Origin of the sequence: Xenorhabdus griffiniae, assembly GCF_037265215.1 — a bacterium.
In the GTDB taxonomy this organism is placed as follows: Bacteria; Pseudomonadota; Gammaproteobacteria; order Enterobacterales; family Enterobacteriaceae; genus Xenorhabdus; species Xenorhabdus griffiniae.
Genome location: NZ_CP147737.1, coordinates 767,147 through 783,854, shown reverse-complemented (window position 1 = coordinate 783,854; position 16,708 = coordinate 767,147). Strand labels below are relative to the sequence as shown.

At 47.5% G+C, this 16,708-nt stretch carries 22 protein-coding genes and 1 tRNA gene; 17 read left to right on the top strand and 6 right to left on the bottom strand.

All coding sequences use genetic code 11. The annotated features are described in order from the left end of the window. Nucleotides 1-19: 19 nt before the first annotated feature. The 3 genes from sra to folD form a co-directional block, all read right to left on the bottom strand. Nucleotides 20-256 (bottom strand): stationary-phase-induced ribosome-associated protein, encoded by a 237-nt coding sequence (sra, locus tag WDV75_RS03455; protein ID WP_273558783.1) that lies wholly within the window; start codon nt 254-256, stop codon nt 20-22. Nucleotides 257-710: 454 nt separating this feature from the next. Next, on the bottom strand, nt 711-923 hold the full coding sequence (ybcJ, locus tag WDV75_RS03450; RefSeq protein ID WP_273558785.1) for a ribosome-associated protein YbcJ: 213 nt from the start codon (nt 921-923) through the stop codon (nt 711-713). After that, the gene (gene folD, locus WDV75_RS03445) at nt 923-1,798 is read right to left on the bottom strand and encodes a bifunctional methylenetetrahydrofolate dehydrogenase/methenyltetrahydrofolate cyclohydrolase FolD (RefSeq protein ID WP_189759615.1); all 876 of its coding nucleotides are present in this window, start codon (nt 1,796-1,798) and stop codon (nt 923-925) included. Before folD ends, ybcJ begins: the two co-directional genes overlap by 1 nt. A gap of 190 nt (nt 1,799-1,988) precedes the next feature. Between folD and WDV75_RS03440 the strand changes: the two genes are divergently transcribed. Further along, nucleotides 1,989-2,065: transfer RNA gene (locus tag WDV75_RS03440), tRNA-Arg, on the top strand. Between the two features lie 68 nt (nt 2,066-2,133). On the opposite strand, the gene WDV75_RS03435 is transcribed toward WDV75_RS03440, so the two are convergent. From WDV75_RS03435 to WDV75_RS03425, 3 genes are all read right to left on the bottom strand, one after another. Next, complete coding sequence (locus WDV75_RS03435) at nt 2,134-2,316, bottom strand: helix-turn-helix transcriptional regulator (protein WP_273558787.1); 183 nt, start codon at nt 2,314-2,316, stop codon at nt 2,134-2,136. A gap of 578 nt (nt 2,317-2,894) precedes the next feature. After that, a complete protein-coding gene (locus WDV75_RS03430) occupies nt 2,895-3,299 on the bottom strand; it encodes a hypothetical protein (protein ID WP_273558789.1) in 405 nt (134 codons plus the stop codon). Nucleotides 3,300-3,576: 277 nt separating this feature from the next. Beyond that, nucleotides 3,577-4,188: a helix-turn-helix domain-containing protein gene (locus WDV75_RS03425; RefSeq protein WP_273558792.1), complete on the bottom strand. Its 612-nt coding sequence runs from the start codon at nt 4,186-4,188 to the stop codon at nt 3,577-3,579. Between the two features lie 193 nt (nt 4,189-4,381). On the opposite strand from WDV75_RS03425, the gene WDV75_RS03420 reads away from it, so the two are divergent. The 16 genes from WDV75_RS03420 (at nt 4,382) to WDV75_RS03345 (ending at nt 16,702) form a co-directional block, all read left to right on the top strand. Continuing rightward, nucleotides 4,382-4,618 (top strand): YdaS family helix-turn-helix protein, encoded by a 237-nt coding sequence (locus WDV75_RS03420; RefSeq protein WP_273558794.1) that lies wholly within the window; start codon nt 4,382-4,384, stop codon nt 4,616-4,618. Between the two features lie 96 nt (nt 4,619-4,714). After that, nucleotides 4,715-5,422, top strand: coding sequence for a helix-turn-helix domain-containing protein (locus WDV75_RS03415; RefSeq protein ID WP_273558796.1), 708 nt, complete (start codon nt 4,715-4,717; stop codon nt 5,420-5,422). A 60-nt stretch (nt 5,423-5,482) separates the two neighbouring features. After that, the gene (locus WDV75_RS03410) at nt 5,483-7,369 is read left to right on the top strand and encodes a toprim domain-containing protein (protein WP_273558798.1); all 1,887 of its coding nucleotides are present in this window, start codon (nt 5,483-5,485) and stop codon (nt 7,367-7,369) included. Nucleotides 7,370-7,390: 21 nt separating this feature from the next. Continuing rightward, nucleotides 7,391-7,753 (top strand): antiterminator Q family protein, encoded by a 363-nt coding sequence (locus tag WDV75_RS03405; protein ID WP_273558800.1) that lies wholly within the window; start codon nt 7,391-7,393, stop codon nt 7,751-7,753. 216 nt (nt 7,754-7,969) lie between these two features. Beyond that, a complete protein-coding gene (locus WDV75_RS03400) occupies nt 7,970-8,170 on the top strand; it encodes a hypothetical protein (protein WP_273558802.1) in 201 nt (66 codons plus the stop codon). Nucleotides 8,171-8,258: 88 nt separating this feature from the next. Next, the gene (locus WDV75_RS03395) at nt 8,259-9,296 is read left to right on the top strand and encodes a DNA-methyltransferase (protein ID WP_273558804.1); all 1,038 of its coding nucleotides are present in this window, start codon (nt 8,259-8,261) and stop codon (nt 9,294-9,296) included. A gap of 240 nt (nt 9,297-9,536) precedes the next feature. Further along, nucleotides 9,537-9,872: a phage holin, lambda family gene (locus WDV75_RS03390; protein ID WP_273558806.1), complete on the top strand. Its 336-nt coding sequence runs from the start codon at nt 9,537-9,539 to the stop codon at nt 9,870-9,872. After that, a complete protein-coding gene (locus WDV75_RS03385) occupies nt 9,869-11,131 on the top strand; it encodes a DNA cytosine methyltransferase (RefSeq protein ID WP_273558808.1) in 1,263 nt (420 codons plus the stop codon). Before WDV75_RS03390 ends, WDV75_RS03385 begins: the two co-directional genes overlap by 4 nt. Continuing rightward, nucleotides 11,128-11,508, top strand: a complete 381-nt coding sequence (locus WDV75_RS03380) for a hypothetical protein (protein WP_273558810.1) — start codon at nt 11,128-11,130, stop codon at nt 11,506-11,508. Before WDV75_RS03385 ends, WDV75_RS03380 begins: the two co-directional genes overlap by 4 nt. Continuing rightward, a complete protein-coding gene (gene lysC / locus WDV75_RS03375) occupies nt 11,480-11,656 on the top strand; it encodes an Rz1-like lysis system protein LysC (RefSeq protein ID WP_273558812.1) in 177 nt (58 codons plus the stop codon). Before WDV75_RS03380 ends, lysC begins: the two co-directional genes overlap by 29 nt. Before the next feature lie 287 nt (nt 11,657-11,943). Continuing rightward, nucleotides 11,944-12,294, top strand: a complete 351-nt coding sequence (locus WDV75_RS03370; protein ID WP_273558815.1) for an HNH endonuclease — start codon at nt 11,944-11,946, stop codon at nt 12,292-12,294. 186 nt (nt 12,295-12,480) lie between these two features. Beyond that, the gene (locus WDV75_RS03365) at nt 12,481-12,978 is read left to right on the top strand and encodes a phage terminase small subunit P27 family (protein ID WP_273558817.1); all 498 of its coding nucleotides are present in this window, start codon (nt 12,481-12,483) and stop codon (nt 12,976-12,978) included. A gap of 3 nt (nt 12,979-12,981) precedes the next feature. After that, on the top strand, nt 12,982-14,730 hold the full coding sequence (locus WDV75_RS03360) for a terminase large subunit (RefSeq protein WP_273558819.1): 1,749 nt from the start codon (nt 12,982-12,984) through the stop codon (nt 14,728-14,730). Continuing rightward, nucleotides 14,727-14,888, top strand: a complete 162-nt coding sequence (locus tag WDV75_RS03355) for a hypothetical protein (RefSeq protein WP_273558821.1) — start codon at nt 14,727-14,729, stop codon at nt 14,886-14,888. Before WDV75_RS03360 ends, WDV75_RS03355 begins: the two co-directional genes overlap by 4 nt. After that, the gene (locus WDV75_RS03350) at nt 14,878-16,110 is read left to right on the top strand and encodes a phage portal protein (RefSeq protein WP_273558823.1); all 1,233 of its coding nucleotides are present in this window, start codon (nt 14,878-14,880) and stop codon (nt 16,108-16,110) included. The genes WDV75_RS03355 and WDV75_RS03350 overlap by 11 nt, the downstream gene beginning before the upstream one ends. Next, entirely contained in the window at nt 16,103-16,702 is a 600-nt protein-coding gene (locus tag WDV75_RS03345; RefSeq protein WP_273558825.1) for an HK97 family phage prohead protease, read from the top strand. The genes WDV75_RS03350 and WDV75_RS03345 overlap by 8 nt, the downstream gene beginning before the upstream one ends. Nucleotides 16,703-16,708 lie beyond the last annotated feature (6 nt).

Genomic DNA, 16,708 nt, shown 5'->3' with positions numbered 1-16,708 from the left:
CGGAATAAAACCGACAAATTTATTGATGACTGTTTAAGTGCTTAGGATAGAAAGCATTTCCAGCGTGATACGTGACTTTTCCAGAAACCGCATCTCGTTTCATGGCAACGAAAGAAGAATGACTCAGATGTTCTGGTATTTGATGAGTGTTATCACTGGAAGCAGGATTAAGAAGAGAAACTTTTACTCTACGTTTAGAATTACTTAATTTATAAGACAAACCTAACAACCTTCTTGCAGCTCTATTACTTAACATAATTAACTCCGTTTCAGTTGTACATAAGCTTCCCAGTATAGCGACTTATTAGAAAATTGATATGATTGTTTATCAATATATCGTCAATGTCACATATTTTGCGAATAAAAACAGATAAATTTGTAGCCAGAAAGAACGATATCTGCCAATAATATTGATGTTATTATTGGCATCATATTATTTAATATTCACATATCACCTTGTACTGGTTTATACCAATCTAACTTCAAGATGCGTATGATTGTCCCTACGAAGCGGGGGAAACATCAAGTTTCATATAGTGTTGTAAATTGCAACTCAATGTGATTGTTTATATCTCCCCGCTACACGGGGAGATAATAATAAGACGGATCTTGAAAGACGATTGGTATATATAAAATAAAAAAAAACAGTACCTTGTATATTAAGGTACTGTTTTTCTGAAAAGTATTAGTGGTAATGTTTACCTACTGAGTTATGCTTCAACGCGAACAGATTCGCCATTAAAGGCAACAACTTTACCGGCAGTAATTTTACAGCGTTTACGCGTTTCGAGTTGGCTATCAACCTGTACCAAACCTTCTGCAATCACGGCTTTCGCCGCAGCACCACTTTCACACCAGCCTTGAAATTTCAGCAAATCACATAACTCGACATAAGGGTGACCATCTAAATAAAAAATTTCCATCAATAACCTTCAGTTGTATCCACATCATGATATTCCTCGCAAGCTTGCAAGGTATTTTGAATCAATGTTGCAACGGTCATTGGTCCGACACCGCCAGGTACGGGGGAGATCCAACTTGCGCGTTCGGACGCCTTATCGAAATCAACATCACCAATGACTTTGCCATTTTCCAGCCGATTGATACCAACATCAATCACAATTGCGCCTGGCTTAATCCACTCACCAGGAATAAAGTTGGGTTTACCAACCGCAACGACGAGTAAATCCGCCTGTTCAACATGCTGACGTAAGTTTTTGGTAAAGCGATGCGTTACAGTAGTTGTACAGCCTGCTAACAGCAATTCAAGGCTCATAGGGCGCCCAACAATATTAGAAGCGCCAATAATAACAGCATTTAGCCCATAGGTATTGATATTGCAGCGTTCAAGCAGAGTTACAATTCCACGGGGAGTACAAGGGCGCAGTTTAGGGGCGCGCTGGCACAAACGGCCGATATTATAAGGATGGAAACCATCCACATCCTTATCGGGATGAATGCGTTCCAGTACTTTGACATTATCAATGCCGGCAGGTAAAGGGAGTTGAACCAAAATACCATCGATTTGCGCATCGGCATTCAGGTCATCTATCAGGGAGAGTAATTCAGCCTCGCTGGTAGTATCAGGCAAGTCATAAGAGCGGGACATAAACCCGACCTCTTCGCAGGCGCGGCGTTTGCTGGCGACATAAATTTGAGAAGCTGGGTTTTCTCCCACTAAAACGACGGCAAGACCTGGTGCTCGTTTTCCGGCGGCAACGCGCTGCCTGACTTTTTCTGCAACTTCGTTTCTGATTGTCTGCGCAATCGTTTTCCCATCAATAATTTTTGCTGACATGTATTTAAGATTCCACTATCAAATATAGGAATGGGGACTATTTTGTCAGAACATGAACCGCCTGTCAGTTTTATTAATAATCATAAAATGAACATATGAGCGAAAAGGGCATTGACTCATTCCATTATGCCCGTATAATCCGGTGCTGCGTTAAGGCATTAATAATGTTTCTTATTCTATATCCCCTAATGCGCCCTTAGCTCAGCTGGATAGAGCAACGGCCTTCTAAGCCGTAGGTCACAGGTTCGAATCCTGTAGGGCGTACCATAAAAAACAATTAGTTACGTCAGTTTTGACAGGTGTCGTAAAAAGCGCGGGTGTTCTAACGGGTGTCTTTAGCGTTTTTTCGTTTTAACCCACTCTTCGTAGACTTCTTCAGGCCAGCCCAAAAAAATCCCGCTTTCTGTTTTTGATGGTTTTGGGAATTCGTTTCTCTTTGCCCACATCCGCCACAGAGTAGGGTGGCTCTTCCCTACCAGTTTGCACATCTCTTTAAGACTAATGTATCTCGTTGCCATTATTTACTATTTCCTTTCTGATAATTGCTTGCTAAAGCCACTCAGACAACTTTTTCAGTGACTGTCTTCCTACCCGTCACCTCAAAATGGTGTATTTTAGTTCAGTAGTGAGGGGAACCATTTGAATTTTTTGGTCTTCCGTTGTAGGTACCCGTTCATCATATCAATATGGCGATTTCTTCCGCAGTATTGGTAATGTCAGTAGGAGTGCCTCATATATACTCTTCGTCTTTCAGGTTGTCTCTTTGTTGGCTTCGCTCACTCACCCTGGTCACATAGTTATCTATGCTTCCAGGGGGCGTTCCCTTGCCGCCGCGATGCAATTTGAAATCCATTGGGTATAGTTTTCATTATCTGGATAAGATATTGCATAACCCTTTTATTTGCTCATTAGGTAATCTATGCATTATTTAAATGCATTTTCAATGCAGCTTTGCAGTTATCATATAATATATATTTTTCATATTCTCTTCTTGTATATAACCATTCTAAATTTAGAGTGAAATATTCCCCAGCGTAGGCGCTGTCATTAAGTTTTTATACTTATAAAAATGTAAGGCTTTTGTTTTTCTGTTTTATTAGCCTGTGGTATATCGATTTTCGATTACCGACAGTATTTTCGTTTCTGCTTTAATGAGAGGAATGATATCAACTAAATACATATACCGTCCTCTCCTCTTGTAGAGTGCATAACCATAATCGACAATGGGTTCTAAATTATAACAAGGAACAGGCTCTGTATGTTTTGGGCTGATCCGATAACTCGTTAATAGATGATGTTTAAATTCATCTTTATTTTTTGTGCCCATGCTGTTATTTCGATTATTGTATTTTGGGTACTGGCCTGCCAAAAAGGTAATCGGTGTTGTGCCTATATGCTGGCTGTTCGCTTGTGCGATATTGGCAACAATGCCTTTAATGTTGATAGCCTTTTTTTGTTTTGTTGCCGGTTCCTTGATGGTGGCAGAAGTAAAGGTACTCATAAATCCTCTCGCTGACTATTTTAGTGATTATTCCTATCACTTTGATGTCGCTAACGTTATCACTTAAATCTCATTAAATCCATACCTATAGTGATATAAAGCAATTTTTTTAATTATCTTATTGATATAAAGTAATTTTAATTTGATACTATCTGAATGATTTTGGATCTTGAGGGTGATAACAATTTCAACACTATCAAAGATACTGCACTAAAAAACAGTATCTTGTCATAAAGATAGGCAGGATTTGGCGGTGTTTCGAGTAGGGATGAGAATGTTATCGTTTTCGCTTCATGTTACGAAATAAATAAACAATCACACCGACGATTTCCATGTCAGGAGAGAGGGTTATCAAGGGGATACGCGAGTCATCAACAGATAAAAAGCTGACAGCACCCCCTTGTTTATAACGATAAACCGAATAATGTTCTCCGATGCGAGCATAGACTAAATCATCATTGGCGATATCTTCCTGTGTATCCACCACGATCACAGTCCCTTCCGGCGCTTCAGCGCAGCCGGTATTTTGAGGGATACGATAAGCCCGGCAGGATTCAATAGGGAGCTGCTGTTCAGAAAAGGCCGGTACCATGAAGGATTCCGGGATTTCTTGTTCTGCTTCATAAATTTTTACCGGTACATAACGGTTGTCATGCCTGACAGCAAAATCAGTATCACCAGACTGCGATTTAGGACCACTGCCATCACTGAGCCATTCCGGACGTACGTCAAGCGCCTTGGCCAAATCAACGAGTCTGCCTGTTTTGACGGCGTTCCCGGAAAGTAATTTCCATATCATGGATTGTGCCATGCCGGCTTTTTTTGCCAGAGCAGATTGGGTCAGCCCCTTATCTGCCATGGCTTCTTTTAATCTATCAGCAAGCGTCATAAATGCCTCATAAGTGCCTCATAAGTGGTTCCCGCATTTACGTGAAATACAGGGGATAAGCCCAAGAACTGCTGTCTTGGAACATTTTTTTCTTATTCTATCTCTAAAGTGATACCTTTACAAATACTCCAATAGTGATTTATATTGGCTGTTGGTGATATTTTTATTGCCGAGGTGTTGGAGAAAGGAACTAATGAAAAACAGTGTGATAATAAAAGTGATAGAGATCGCAGGCAGCCAAGCCAAGCTGGCTCAGGTTCTGGGGTGTGCGCAATCTCTCATCAGCGCATGGTTATATGGAAAAAAACGGGTTTCGGTGTCGTTGGTACCCGATATCGTGATTTTTTCAAACGGTGCAGTCCAGGCCCATGAACTGCGTCCTGACCTACCTAAAGTTTTCCCGCCGCCTGAAACTAAGATCCATGAGTAAATTCCAGTCGGTGGCTGATTATGCATGGCGTTTTGGATGAACTCGATATGAACATGTGGATGTTGTTTAGCGTACGGTAACAGGGGGGGAAACGGCATGAGTATGAGTCTGATGGCTAAGGCCATGAGCATCAAGGTTGGGAACCCCCTGAGAAAACTGGTGCTTATTAAATTAGCGGACAATGCAAACGACAAAGGGGAGTGCTGGCCTTCGTATCAGCACATTGCGGATCATTGCGAATGTAGCAAAAGTGCTGTGCGAAGTCACATTGATGTCCTGATTGAGATGGGGCTGCTTATCAAGGAAAACCGACTGGGTAACCATAACGGTAAGGGAAATGCCTCGAATGTATATTACCTGAATTTATCGGCTGCCCCTATGCCACCAAAAAGCATACCCCCTGTGCCGCCAGAAAACAGACCTGTGTCGTCAGATGATATACCCCCTATGCCGCCAGATGGCACCAGAACCAGTCACTCTTTTGAACCAGTCAAGGAACCTGCTATAGACATCAGCGAGAAATCGTCACGAAAAACGGAAAACAAACACTCATTGCCAGACAGTTTTTTCCCGACAGAGCAGCATCAAGCGCTGGCCAGTGAGCTGGGAGTGAATTTGCAGGAAGAATTTTTAAAATTTACTGACCATCATGCCAGCAAGGGCACCAGGTTTGTGGATTGGGGGCGGGCATTGAACACTTGGCTGCGTAACGCAAAAACGTATCAAAGGGAGCCACAAAAAAATCCGACACCGGATCATTCCCCCATTCAGAAGTACGGGGACTATTACTACATCGAACGATGATTTCGATAACAGGCTGGCAATGTGGTATGGATTTAGCCAGTTAAATGGAAGGACGGCATCATGACACCAAAAGAACTATCGGAAAAACTCTGGGGCAGTGTAACGCGTGTCACAAAATACCTGCTTCCTAACGGGCGCAGAGAGGGGCATGAGTGGGTAGTAGGATCGGTCAATGGCGAAGAGGGGAAAAGCCTTAAGGTTAACCTGTCAGGCAAGAAAGTCTGGTCCGACTTTGCAGAAGGAACCGGCGGTGATCTGCTGGATTTATGGGTGCGGGTGCGTGACTGTGGTCTGCACCAGGCCATGACTGAGGCAAAACAGTTCTTGGGGATTGTGGATGACGATCATCACTTTGCTGCCAGGCAGAAAAAAAACTTTGTCCGGCCAGATCGCAAAATGTTAACGAAACACGTCTTCAAACCCAACCTGTGTTATGCCTATCTGGAAAGCAGGGGGATCACCCATCAGACGGCGGAGGCTTTTGAGATCGGTGATGCCAGCGTCTGGTTTCATGCTGAAAACAGGGCATTGCCTGCCATTGCGTTTCCCTACAAACGAAACGGGGATTTGTTACAGGTAAAACGCATCAGTACTGAGCGTCCCCAGGGCAAGAAAGTGATTATGGTTGAATCCCGGTGCGAACCCTGTCTGTTTGGCTGGCAGGCCATACCTCATCACGTCCGGTTGTTAATTTTATGTGAAGGAGAGATCGACTGCATGAGTTATCACCAGTACGGTCTGCCTGCCCTTTCTGTGCCGTTCGGGGGTGGTAAGGGAGCCAAGCAGCAGTGGATTGAGTTTGAATACCATAACCTTGATCGCTTCGAGCAAATTTGGATCTCAATGGACAACGACGACGTGGGACGGGAAGCCGCAAAAGAAATTGCCAATCGGTTGGGGGAGTACCGCTGTCGGTTAGTCAAGTTGCCGTACAAGGATATCAATGCGTGCTTACAGGCGGGTATGACACAGGATGACGTGGTTCGTTGCCTTGAAACGGCGGCCTTTTTTGACCCGGAAGAGCTGTGCAGTGCCAGAGAGTTCTATCAGGACACCCTTGACGCTTTCTATGGTCAGGAACAATACCTGTTCAAAACGCCGTGGGAAATGTTGAATCATAATTTCAGTTTCCGCGAGTCAGAACTCACGGTGCTCAATGGTGTTAACGGGCATGGGAAAAGTGAGATTTTAGGGCATCTGTTGTGTGAAGCGATGAGTCAGGGAATACGGGCTTGTGTGGCCTCCTTCGAACTGAAACCGGGGCAGTTGCTTAAGCGCCTGACCCAGCAAGCTGCCTGCTCGGAAAGACCGCCCGTGATAGAAATCGACTCGGCATTCAAATTTTATGATGACCGGCTGTGGGTATTTGGCCTGACGGGGACAGCAAAGGCCGCGAGAGTGATTGAGATCTTTAACTATGCCCGGCGTCGTTATGGCATTCAGTTGTTTGTTATCGATAGCCTGATGAAATGTGGTATCGGGGAGGATGATTACAACGGGCAGAAAGCCTTTGTGGAGGCCTTGTGTGACTTCAAAAACAGCACCAATAGCCATGTTATTTTGGTGACACATAGCCGAAAAGGTGACAGTGAAGAGAGGCCGACGGGGAAGATGGATGTCAAAGGAAGCGGCGCTATTACCGACCTGACCGACAACCTGATGATTATCTGGCGTAATAAAGCCCGTGAGCGTGTACTGCAAAAGCAGGAAACCGGGGCGATATTAATGGATAAGGAACGGGAAAAGCTGGCAGGTCCGGCTGCTATGATACTGATTGAGAAACAACGGAACGGTAATGGCTGGGAGGGCGGTATTGGGCTTTATCTGGACAAAAATTCCCATCAGTTTTTGCACCGGGAACAGGCTGATCCTTATCATTATATCGCCAATATGCCGGCTTCTGAGTATGACGAGGTGTGGAAGATGCAGAATGTCACGGAAAATTAACGCGGGTGAGAGAGTGCACAAATGCGTGATATGCGAATGATCCTCAACCAATGGGGGGAATGGGTTTATGAGGGCAAAAGCCCTGTGGACTGGTCCTCTGTAGCCGCCGGATTTAAGGGGCTGTTGCCCAGTAACCGGAGAACGCGTTCCCCGTGTTGTGATGATGACGGCATGGCGCTGGATGCCGCTGTGCTGCGGTTGAAGCAACATGATCCTTATTTATTCCAACTCCTTGTGTTGCACTATATTAAGGGGGTTGCATTGAGGCCAATGAGTGACCACTTAGGGATTTCCCATAACGAAGTGACCAAACGGGTGCAAGTGGCGGAAGGGTTTATCGAAGGCGTTCTGGCGGTCTCCAGGGTAACGTTGGAAATGAATTAATGTGTGCGAAAATAAATGGTTAAAGCGGTTGTGTAATTACAAAAGTCGGTATATTGTGGTAAACGTGATTGCAATGTCACCGAATATACCGATTTATCAGGCCTCGCAAATGCGGGGTTTTTTATTGCCTGAAATAAACATAAGACTTGCTGTTGTTCTTGGTCAGAGTTACATGTGTGTTTACGTACAAAAACTCACCAAAATGTTAAGATTATCATGCTAAAACATGAAGATATGACAACAACAGCCGCCTGCGTTTTAGAAACCATTCCCCAGGATATTTGGGTTAGCGTTTCTGATGTTTACAAATTAACGGGGCTACCTGAACCCCGTTGCCAATTACTGTTAACACAATTTCGTCTGGCGGGTTTGATGGAAAGCCGGAATGATGACACGTTTTTCAAACGTTGCCCTTGACCGGGTTATGTCTTAAACGGTGAAAGGTTGGCACTTTTCACCGTGGTTTTTCTGAGAACTCGTCAGCGTCGATTTATGGAAAACGCTTGTGAATTTAAACCGTATCACATTAATTAACGACAACTCGCTGAAATTTATCAAAACTCTGCCGGATAACTGCATCGACCTAATTGCCACTGACCCGCCATACTTTCGCGTAAAAGACTGTCACTGGGATAACCAGTGGCACGATGTCACGGCCTACCTTGCGTGGCTGGATGAATTACTTGCCGAATTTTGGCGGGTACTGAAACCCAACGGCAGCCTATATATGTTTTGTAGTTCGCGTCTGGCCTCTGATACGGAATTGTTGGTGCGGGAACGATTTAACGTATTGAACCATATCATTTGGGCGAAACCGTCCGGCCCGTGGCGCAGGCAGAATAAAGAAAGCCTGCGGATGTATTTTCCGGCCACTGAACGCATTATTTTTGCCGAACATTATCAGGGCCCCTATCACCCGAAAGGAGATGGCTATTTCAAACAATGCCGGGAACTCAAGCAGTCGGTATTTAAACCGCTGATCGATTATTTTCGTGATGCACGGAAAGCGTTAGGTGTCACGGCAAAAGACATTCACGCTGCCACCGGCAAGCAGATGGCCAGTCACTGGTTCAGCGATAGCCAGTGGCAGTTACCCAATGAAACCGACTACCAAAAATTACAGGTATTGTTTGAGTGTATTGCTAACGAAAAGCATCAGCGTGGCGAACTGAAAACCCCGTATTCTGAGCTGGTGGACTCTCATTTAACCCTGTCGCGTCAATATGATGAATTGCGGCAGGAACATGGCTTATTGCGTCGTTCGTTCACCGTCACGGTCGCCGTGCCTTATACCGATGTCTGGAATTTTGCCCCTGTTCAGTATTATCAGGGCAAGCATCCATGCGAAAAACCGGCTGACCTGATGGCGCATATTATCCAGTCCAGCAGCCGCGAAGGGGATCTGGTGGCGGATTTTTTTATGGGTTCCGGAGCGACACTGAAAGCGGCTTTGAAACTCAATCGTCGTGTACTAGGTGTGGAGCTGGAAGGAGCGAGGTTTAAACAGACCGAACAAGAGATTAATGAGCAGTTGTCAACTTAGCGTTTACAACTGAACTAACAAATTTAAGACGCCGTTTCACTGGGTCTTATTGATAACCATTTTCCGTTTTTTCTCCTTTATTTGAGGGGGTAAAACAAGCCGTTGCTATCCAAAATCTGCCCCCGAAACCCCTTTCAGAGCCTCAATACTGCCTATTGTAGCTGGCATCCCATTGACTACAACTTACAGGGGCGAACCTATTTCCCCCCACTGATACCCATTGTCCTAATGGGGTGGAGTATGAAATTGACTGAAAAAAATACGGAATTCTGGACACAGCTATGGAACTGGATACTGAGCAATTCACCTTTTCTCAGTGGCGTTTTTCTGGCCGCATTAACCGCATTTACCCGGGAAAAACGGGACGGTTCCGGTTGGCGAGTTTCACTGGCCGAAGCCTTCATTTGCGCAGCGATGAGCGTCGGAATTATCAATGCGTTGGAATGGGCAAATTTGCCGCTGAGCCTGGCCCAGTTCTTCGGGGTACTGATAGGTTTTTTGGGTACGAAGAAGATCGGGGCTGTTGCGGAGACGGTTTTTGTCTTTTTCAAAAACAAATTCGGAGTAAACAGATGATCAGAGGCTTTCGCAATAACAACTCCGACAATAGACTGACATACGGCTCGGTATGTTCCGGCATTGAAGCCACCAGCGTGGCCTGGGAACCACTCGGGCTGTCACCAGTGTGGTTCAGTGAAATTGAAGAATTCCCCAGTGAGGTACTGGCCTATCACTGGCCTTATGTGCAGAATTTGGGGGATATGACTCTAATTCCTGCCATGATTGCCCGCCACCAAATCATTGCGCCAGATATTTTGGTTGGTGGTACCCCTTGTCAGGCGTTCAGCATTGCGGGGTTACGTCATGGGCTGGGTGATGAGCGGGGGCAATTAACATTATCATTCGTGGAGTTGGCTAATGTCATTGATTCAGTCAGGGCAACAAACGGCGAACCGCCGTCAATCATTGTCTGGGAAAATGTCCCCGGTGTCCTCACCAGCAAAGATAACGCCTTTGGCTGCTTTCTTGCTGTCCTTGCCGGAGAAGATGAACCTTTGCAGCCGGCAGGGAAAAAATGGACAAACGCAGGTTTGGTGTTTGGACCACAACGCACCGTGGCATGGCGAGTCTTGGATGCTCAATATTTCGGCGTGGCCCAACACCGCCGCCGGGTGTTTGTTGTCGCAAGTGCTCGAGCAGACATCTGTCCCACCCAAATACTTTTTGAGTCCGAGAGCGTGTGCCGGGATACTGAAGCGCGCTCAACGGCGGGGAAAGCAGTTACCGCTCACACTGGAAGCCGCGCTGTTATCGGCAGTCACTGGGACTCAGTGCTAAACCCGCATCCGACCTTAAACCAGAGTCACAATGTCGGTGGTATCGGCATGAGTCATCAGGTGCTGTGTTCGCAAAGAGGCAGCGGGTTGGTATCCACCTATCGGCAGTTATCGTTCGGGGAATATAAGACGGATGATATCTCATCAACCTTGAAAGCCAGGGATGCTAAGAGCGCGGCGGATTTAGTGGCAATTGCATTAGCCGGAAATATAATCAATCGAAACGCCAAAAATGGCGGTAATGGTATTGGTTATCACCCAGAGATTTCCTATACATTGACGGCATCAGATGTTCATGGCGTGAATTATGGTTATGCTGTGCGCCGTTTAACTCCTGTCGAATGCGAGCGTTTACAGGGACTTCCCGATAATCACACCCAAATTCCGTGGAATGGTAAACCCGCTGCAAATTGTCCTGATGGACATCGCTATCGGGCAATCGGTAATTCAATGGCGGTGCCGGTGATGGCGTGGATAGGCAAGAGAATACAACAATGAAATTCAATAGCCAATATTTCACCCTCGGAGCTCTGGTGTTTGTCTCTGGCCTGCTCTGGTTCTATTACAGTGAATATCAGGATAAGGCCGAAAAATACGATAGCTTAAAGCGACAGTATGACAATCAGATTGCCATCACAGATAACACCTTCAATGCTATCAGGGTAATCAATGAACTCTCACGTATTAATAGCGAAGACCGGAACCGGGCAACCGTGGATTCTGAGAAAATGCAGGCTGCCATCAAAACGGTTGTTGTCAATCATGATTGCGCCAATCGTACTGTTCCTGATGGGGCTGTTACCCGGTTGCAGCAACATACAAACCGAATACGTTCAGATGCTGCCAGTGCCGATCCCAGCGCACTTGCTCGCTGACTATGTACCGCCTGCTATACCTGACCGCATGACTTGGAGTGACAGCCTTGTTATGAATGAGCAGCTACTCACGGTCATTGAGCAGTGCAATTTGGATAAGCGGGCGATACGGGTCATTGAAGCGGAAAGCGTTAAAGTAATTAAGTAGCTTGTGTGCGTGGTGAATTAATTATGTACTCAGTGTAACAATCTTCATCAGAATGACTAATGATTCTGGGATATTTGCACTGCTTGTTGAGTGAGGGTAGTAAGAAATAGCGAATGGAAGAATGTCTTTCTGTAATTACTTATCAAACTCATTGATAAGGCTCAATTTTGATTGATGTGATTAAAGAAATATACTTATCTCAAACTCTACTTACTATTAAATAAGTAATAGTTAGAACAAAATTTCGGTTAAAAAACATCACATTATTAGCATGAATGGAGATATCAATGCCACCCCGCATCCCCCGCGCTTGTCGCAAGCAAGGTTGCCCTAAGACCACCACCGACCGCAGCGGCTACTGTCCTGACCATCTGCACACAGGCTGGCAGAATCACCAGCAAGGCAAGAGCCGAGATACACGCGGTTATGGTAGTCAATGGGATAAGTTAAAGACCAAAGTCAAACAACGGGATAACTACCTGTGCCAGCATTGCTTACGACAGAGGCGAGCCATTACGGGTACCACTGTTGACCATATCCAACCCAAAGCCCACGGTGGCACCGATGCGTTGAACAACCTGCAATTGTTGTGTGAAGCCTGCCATAGACAGAAGACCGCGAAAGAGCGATTACGATAAAAGGTTGAGTGAATATTAATTTCCATTTGCAATTATTGCATATGTCATCGTTATAGGGGAAGTGGCGGGTCAAATCCCTACCACTCTCACCCTTAAGGACCGCCGCCTTACCTCTTTTCACGCCGCCGCAGGTTAGAAAACTTTTTTTGGGTATCCCTATGTGGCAATTAATAGGAGTTTTCGATTATGCCAGGACCGCCGAAAACCCCGACACACCTGACTTTAGTGAAAGGAAACCCATCAAAACGGGCGATCAACAAAAACGAGCCAAAACCGCCGTCTGGGGTTCCCCTAACGCCAAAGCATTTTGATAAGCAGGGCAAGTATTGGTTTAAGCGGATCGGTGAGGAACTTGATGCCATCGGCGTGATGACCACGCTGGATGCGAAGGCGCTCGAGTTGCTGATCGAGGCGTATGTCGAGTACCGGCATCACTGCGATACGCTCGATCGAGAGGGATACACTTACGTGGTGTATAGCGAGGACGAGCCAGACGAGGGGAAAGAGCGAGAGATCAGAATGATTAAGCCGCACCCGGCCGCAATGATGAAGGCCGATGTATGGAAAAGAATTCGCGCCATGCTGTCAGAGTTTGGTATGACACCCGCAAGCCGCTCCAAGGTCGGTGCCAAGGGTCCGGCTGAGGTTGACCCACTGGAAGAATTCCTTAAAAAGCGCAAATGATGAATGGCAACTGTTACAGATGGATTCCTCTACGCCGAGCGCGTGGTATCCGGCGAGATTGTTGCTGGCGAACTGGTGCGCCTGGCGTGCCGGCGGTTTTTTCATGATATAGAACACGGCTCCGAGCGCGGTGTTTATTTCGATGAAGGCCGAGCGCAGCACATTCTCGATTTCTATAATTTCGTCCCTCATGTGAAGGGGCATTTGGCAGGCAAGCCGATCGAGTTGATGGATTGGCATGTTTTTATTCTGATAAACCTGTTCGGGTTCGTTATTCCGCTGATTGACGAGATGGCTTCTGAGGTCGTTTTGGATGATGACGGTGAGCCGGTTTATGTTCGTCGCTTCCGCACCGCGTATAACGAAGTTGCGCGTAAGAACGCCAAGTCAACACTGTCCTCTGGCATCGGCCTCTATATGACCGGTGCTGACGGTGAAGGCGGTGCCGAGGTTTATTCGGCGGCGACAACCCGCGATCAGGCACGCATTGTATTTGATGACGCCAAGCGGATGGTCAAGCTGGCTGCTAAAACGCTGGGGCGGTTGTTCGGTAGCAACAAGCTGAACATTCACCAGGAACGGACCGGCTCTAAATTTGAACCGGTGGCCAGTGATGCTAACAACCTTGACGGCCTGAACATCCACTGTGGGATTGTTGATGAACTTCACGCGCATAAAAACCGCGACGTTTGGGATGTGTTGGAGACAGCGACGGGCGCTCGTCTGCAATCGTTGATCTTCGCCATCACTACCGCCGGCTTTAACAAGGAAGGCATCTGCTACGAGCAGCGGGATTACGCGATCAAGGTATTGCAGAATTTCGCCAACCCAGACCCGCTATCTATCAAGGATGACAGTTACTTTGCCCTAATTTACACGCTGGACCCGGATGACGATCCCTTTGATGAGGCCAACTGGCCAAAAGCAAACCCCGGCCTGGGGATTTGTAAACGCTGGGACGACATGCGCCGTTTGGCGAAAAAGGCGAAAGAACAGGTGGCCGCCCGCGTTAACTTTTTCACCAAGCACCTAAATGTCTGGGTGCAAGGCGAGCAGACGTGGATGGATATGGCGCGCTGGGAAAAATGCCGCGACTCTTGGGATAGCTCGGAGTCGGCGAACTGGCCGATGTGGCTTGGCGTTGACCTTGCCAACAAGATCGATATTTCAGCCGCGGTCAAAGTCTGGTTGGCGTCGAATGGCGATATTTACATCAAGTCACGCTTCTGGATACCGGAAGGCCGGTTGGAGGCCTGTTCCAGACAACAGGCTGAATTGTACAAAAAATGGCACGAGGCTGGTTATCTGGAGTTCACCGATGGTGATGTTGTCGATCATGCGTTAATCAAAGAGGAAACACTGGCCTGGGCTGGTGGCGATTCGATGAACGAGCTGGCGTATGATCCGTGGAGCGCAACGCAATTCGGTTTAGCTGTGGCGGCGGAAGGTGCCCCGGTTGTTGAGGTTGCTCAGACGGTGAAAAATTTGTCCGAAGCCATGAAAGAGGCCGAGGCGAAAATTTACGCCGGCCGCCTGCATCACGACGGTAACCCGGTGATGACGTGGATGATGTCCAACGTCACCGTCAAGCCGGATAAGAACGAGAACATTTTCCCCAATAAATCCACACCGGAAAACAAAATTGACGGACCTGTCGCCCTGTTTATTGCGATGAGCCGATTACTGGTGAACGGGGGTGAAGATCCCGATTTTCTTTCCAACCTCGATCCGGATGAGTTGTTAATGTTATGAAAAATTTACTGATTGATATCACGGCCCTGGTGGGCGTCGGGGCGGTGCTGGCGGGCTGCTACCTGAAATACGGCTTAGCAAATACCCTGATGATCGGCGGTGTACTGCTTATGGCCTATGCGCTGGCGGTCGCCAGAAGGAGGCAACATGCTGCTTGATGCGTTGTTTCGCAGCGAACCGCTGGAGAACCCGGCAATGCCTCTGACCGCGGAAGCTGCTGAGTATGAGGGACTGTTCAGCACGGATGTGTATGTCAGCCCGGAAACATCCATGAAACTGGCGGCGGTTTATGCCTGTATCTACGTGCTGTCTTCTTCTGTGGCACAGATGCCCCTGCATGTGATGCGCAAGACGGGGCAATCGGTGGAAATGGCCCGTGACCATCCGGTGTTCTATCTGGTCCACGATGAACCCAACAACTGGCAGACCAGCTATAAATGGCGAGAGTTAAAACAGCGTCATATTCTCGGCTGGGGCAATGGTTATACCTGGGTAAAACGCAACCGAAAAGGGGAAGTCACCGGCATTGACGCCTGTATGCCGTGGGAAACCACACTGCTCAATTCGGGCGGGCGCTACACCTACGGCGTGTATAACAGTGAGGGGAACTTTGCTGTCAGCCCAGATGATATGATCCATATCCGGGCGCTGGGCAATAACCAAAAAATAGGGTTAAGTCCCATTCTGCAACACGCAGAAACCATCGGCATAGGCATGAGCGGGCAGAAATACACCAGCGCTTTTTTTGGCGGCAATGCCCGCCCGGCCGGAATTGTGTCGGTGAAAGGTGAGATGAATGACAAGGGCTGGGAGCGTCTGAAAGCGATGTGGCGAAAAGCCTCAGCGGCGTTACGCAGTGAGGAAAATAAAACCCTGCTGCTGCCCGCCGAGCTGGACTACAAAGCCCTGACGGTTTCCCCGGTGGATGCGCAGTTGATTGATATGCTGAAACTCAACCGCTCCATGATAGCCGGGATCTTCAATGTGCCCGCTCATATGATCAACGATTTGGAGAAAGCCACTTACTCCAATATTTCCGAACAGGTCATCCAGTTTACCCGGCATACCATCATGCCATGGGTTGCGAACTGGGAGCAGGAACTGAACCGCCGCCTGTTTACCCGTCAGGAACGCATGGCCGGGTTTTATGTGCGGTTTAATCTGGCGGGGCTGCTGCGCGGGACACCGAAAGAGCGGGCGGATTTCTACCATTTCGCCATTACTGATGGCTGGATGAGTCGTAATGAAGCCCGTGCCTTTGAAGACATGAACCCGATAGCGGGGCTGGATACCATGCTGGTCAGCGTCAATGCCGCCAACTTGCTGAACCCGAAAATTCCCCCTGAACCCAACCAAGAGGATAAACCAACCGATGAGTGACAGAGAAATGCGCTGTTACAGCGGTGAAGTGCGAACGGAAACACTGGAGAACCAGCCGACGCGCATTGTCGGCTATGGATCGGTGTTTAACAGCCGCTCAGAACCGCTCTGGGGCTTTCGTGAAATTATCAAGCCGGGCGCGTTTGATGATGTTTTGAATGATGATGTACGCGGGCTGTTTAACCATGACCCTAATTTTATTCTAGGGCGTAGTACCTCCGGTACCTTGTCGCTCTCCGTGGATGAGCGCGGGCTACAATATACCCTTCAGGTACCGGATACCCAGACGATACGTGATTTGGTGCTGGCACCCATGCAACGGGGCGATATTAACCAGTCTTCCTTTGCTTTTCGGATCGCCCGTGATGGCGAACATTGGTACGAGGATGAGGAAGGGATCGTTATCCGGGAAATCATGCAATTTTCCCGCCTGTATGACGTAAGTCCGGTGACCTATCCGGCGTATCAGGAAGCGGACTCTGCGGTTCGCTCTCTGCAAGCCTGGCAGGAAGCCCGCAGCAGCGGGGCATTCCAGCGAGCAATTAACCAAAAAATGGCGCGTGAGCGCATTCTGACTTTACTGAATATTTAGGATGGG

What these genes read in the sequence shown, in the direction of transcription:
- sra (WP_273558783.1), bottom strand. Translation starts at nt 256, where the DNA reads ATGTTAAGTAATAGAGCTGCAAGAAGGTTGTTAGGTTTGTCTTATAAA.
- ybcJ (WP_273558785.1), bottom strand. Translation starts at nt 923, where the DNA reads ATGGAAATTTTTTATTTAGATGGTCACCCTTATGTCGAGTTATGTGAT.
- folD (WP_189759615.1), bottom strand. Translation starts at nt 1,798, where the DNA reads ATGTCAGCAAAAATTATTGATGGGAAAACGATTGCGCAGACAATCAGA.
- WDV75_RS03435 (WP_273558787.1), bottom strand. Translation starts at nt 2,316, where the DNA reads ATGGCAACGAGATACATTAGTCTTAAAGAGATGTGCAAACTGGTAGGG.
- WDV75_RS03430 (WP_273558789.1), bottom strand. Translation starts at nt 3,299, where the DNA reads ATGAGTACCTTTACTTCTGCCACCATCAAGGAACCGGCAACAAAACAA.
- WDV75_RS03425 (WP_273558792.1), bottom strand. Translation starts at nt 4,188, where the DNA reads ATGACGCTTGCTGATAGATTAAAAGAAGCCATGGCAGATAAGGGGCTG.
- WDV75_RS03420 (WP_273558794.1), top strand. Translation starts at nt 4,382, where the DNA reads ATGAAAAACAGTGTGATAATAAAAGTGATAGAGATCGCAGGCAGCCAA.
- WDV75_RS03415 (WP_273558796.1), top strand. Translation starts at nt 4,715, where the DNA reads ATGAGTATGAGTCTGATGGCTAAGGCCATGAGCATCAAGGTTGGGAAC.
- WDV75_RS03410 (WP_273558798.1), top strand. Translation starts at nt 5,483, where the DNA reads ATGACACCAAAAGAACTATCGGAAAAACTCTGGGGCAGTGTAACGCGT.
- WDV75_RS03405 (WP_273558800.1), top strand. Translation starts at nt 7,391, where the DNA reads ATGCGTGATATGCGAATGATCCTCAACCAATGGGGGGAATGGGTTTAT.
- WDV75_RS03400 (WP_273558802.1), top strand. Translation starts at nt 7,970, where the DNA reads ATGCTAAAACATGAAGATATGACAACAACAGCCGCCTGCGTTTTAGAA.
- WDV75_RS03390 (WP_273558806.1), top strand. Translation starts at nt 9,537, where the DNA reads ATGAAATTGACTGAAAAAAATACGGAATTCTGGACACAGCTATGGAAC.
- WDV75_RS03385 (WP_273558808.1), top strand. Translation starts at nt 9,869, where the DNA reads ATGATCAGAGGCTTTCGCAATAACAACTCCGACAATAGACTGACATAC.
- WDV75_RS03380 (WP_273558810.1), top strand. Translation starts at nt 11,128, where the DNA reads ATGAAATTCAATAGCCAATATTTCACCCTCGGAGCTCTGGTGTTTGTC.
- WDV75_RS03370 (WP_273558815.1), top strand. Translation starts at nt 11,944, where the DNA reads ATGCCACCCCGCATCCCCCGCGCTTGTCGCAAGCAAGGTTGCCCTAAG.
- WDV75_RS03365 (WP_273558817.1), top strand. Translation starts at nt 12,481, where the DNA reads ATGCCAGGACCGCCGAAAACCCCGACACACCTGACTTTAGTGAAAGGA.
- WDV75_RS03360 (WP_273558819.1), top strand. Translation starts at nt 12,982, where the DNA reads ATGGCAACTGTTACAGATGGATTCCTCTACGCCGAGCGCGTGGTATCC.
- WDV75_RS03355 (WP_273558821.1), top strand. Translation starts at nt 14,727, where the DNA reads ATGAAAAATTTACTGATTGATATCACGGCCCTGGTGGGCGTCGGGGCG.
- WDV75_RS03350 (WP_273558823.1), top strand. Translation starts at nt 14,878, where the DNA reads ATGCTGCTTGATGCGTTGTTTCGCAGCGAACCGCTGGAGAACCCGGCA.
- WDV75_RS03345 (WP_273558825.1), top strand. Translation starts at nt 16,103, where the DNA reads ATGAGTGACAGAGAAATGCGCTGTTACAGCGGTGAAGTGCGAACGGAA.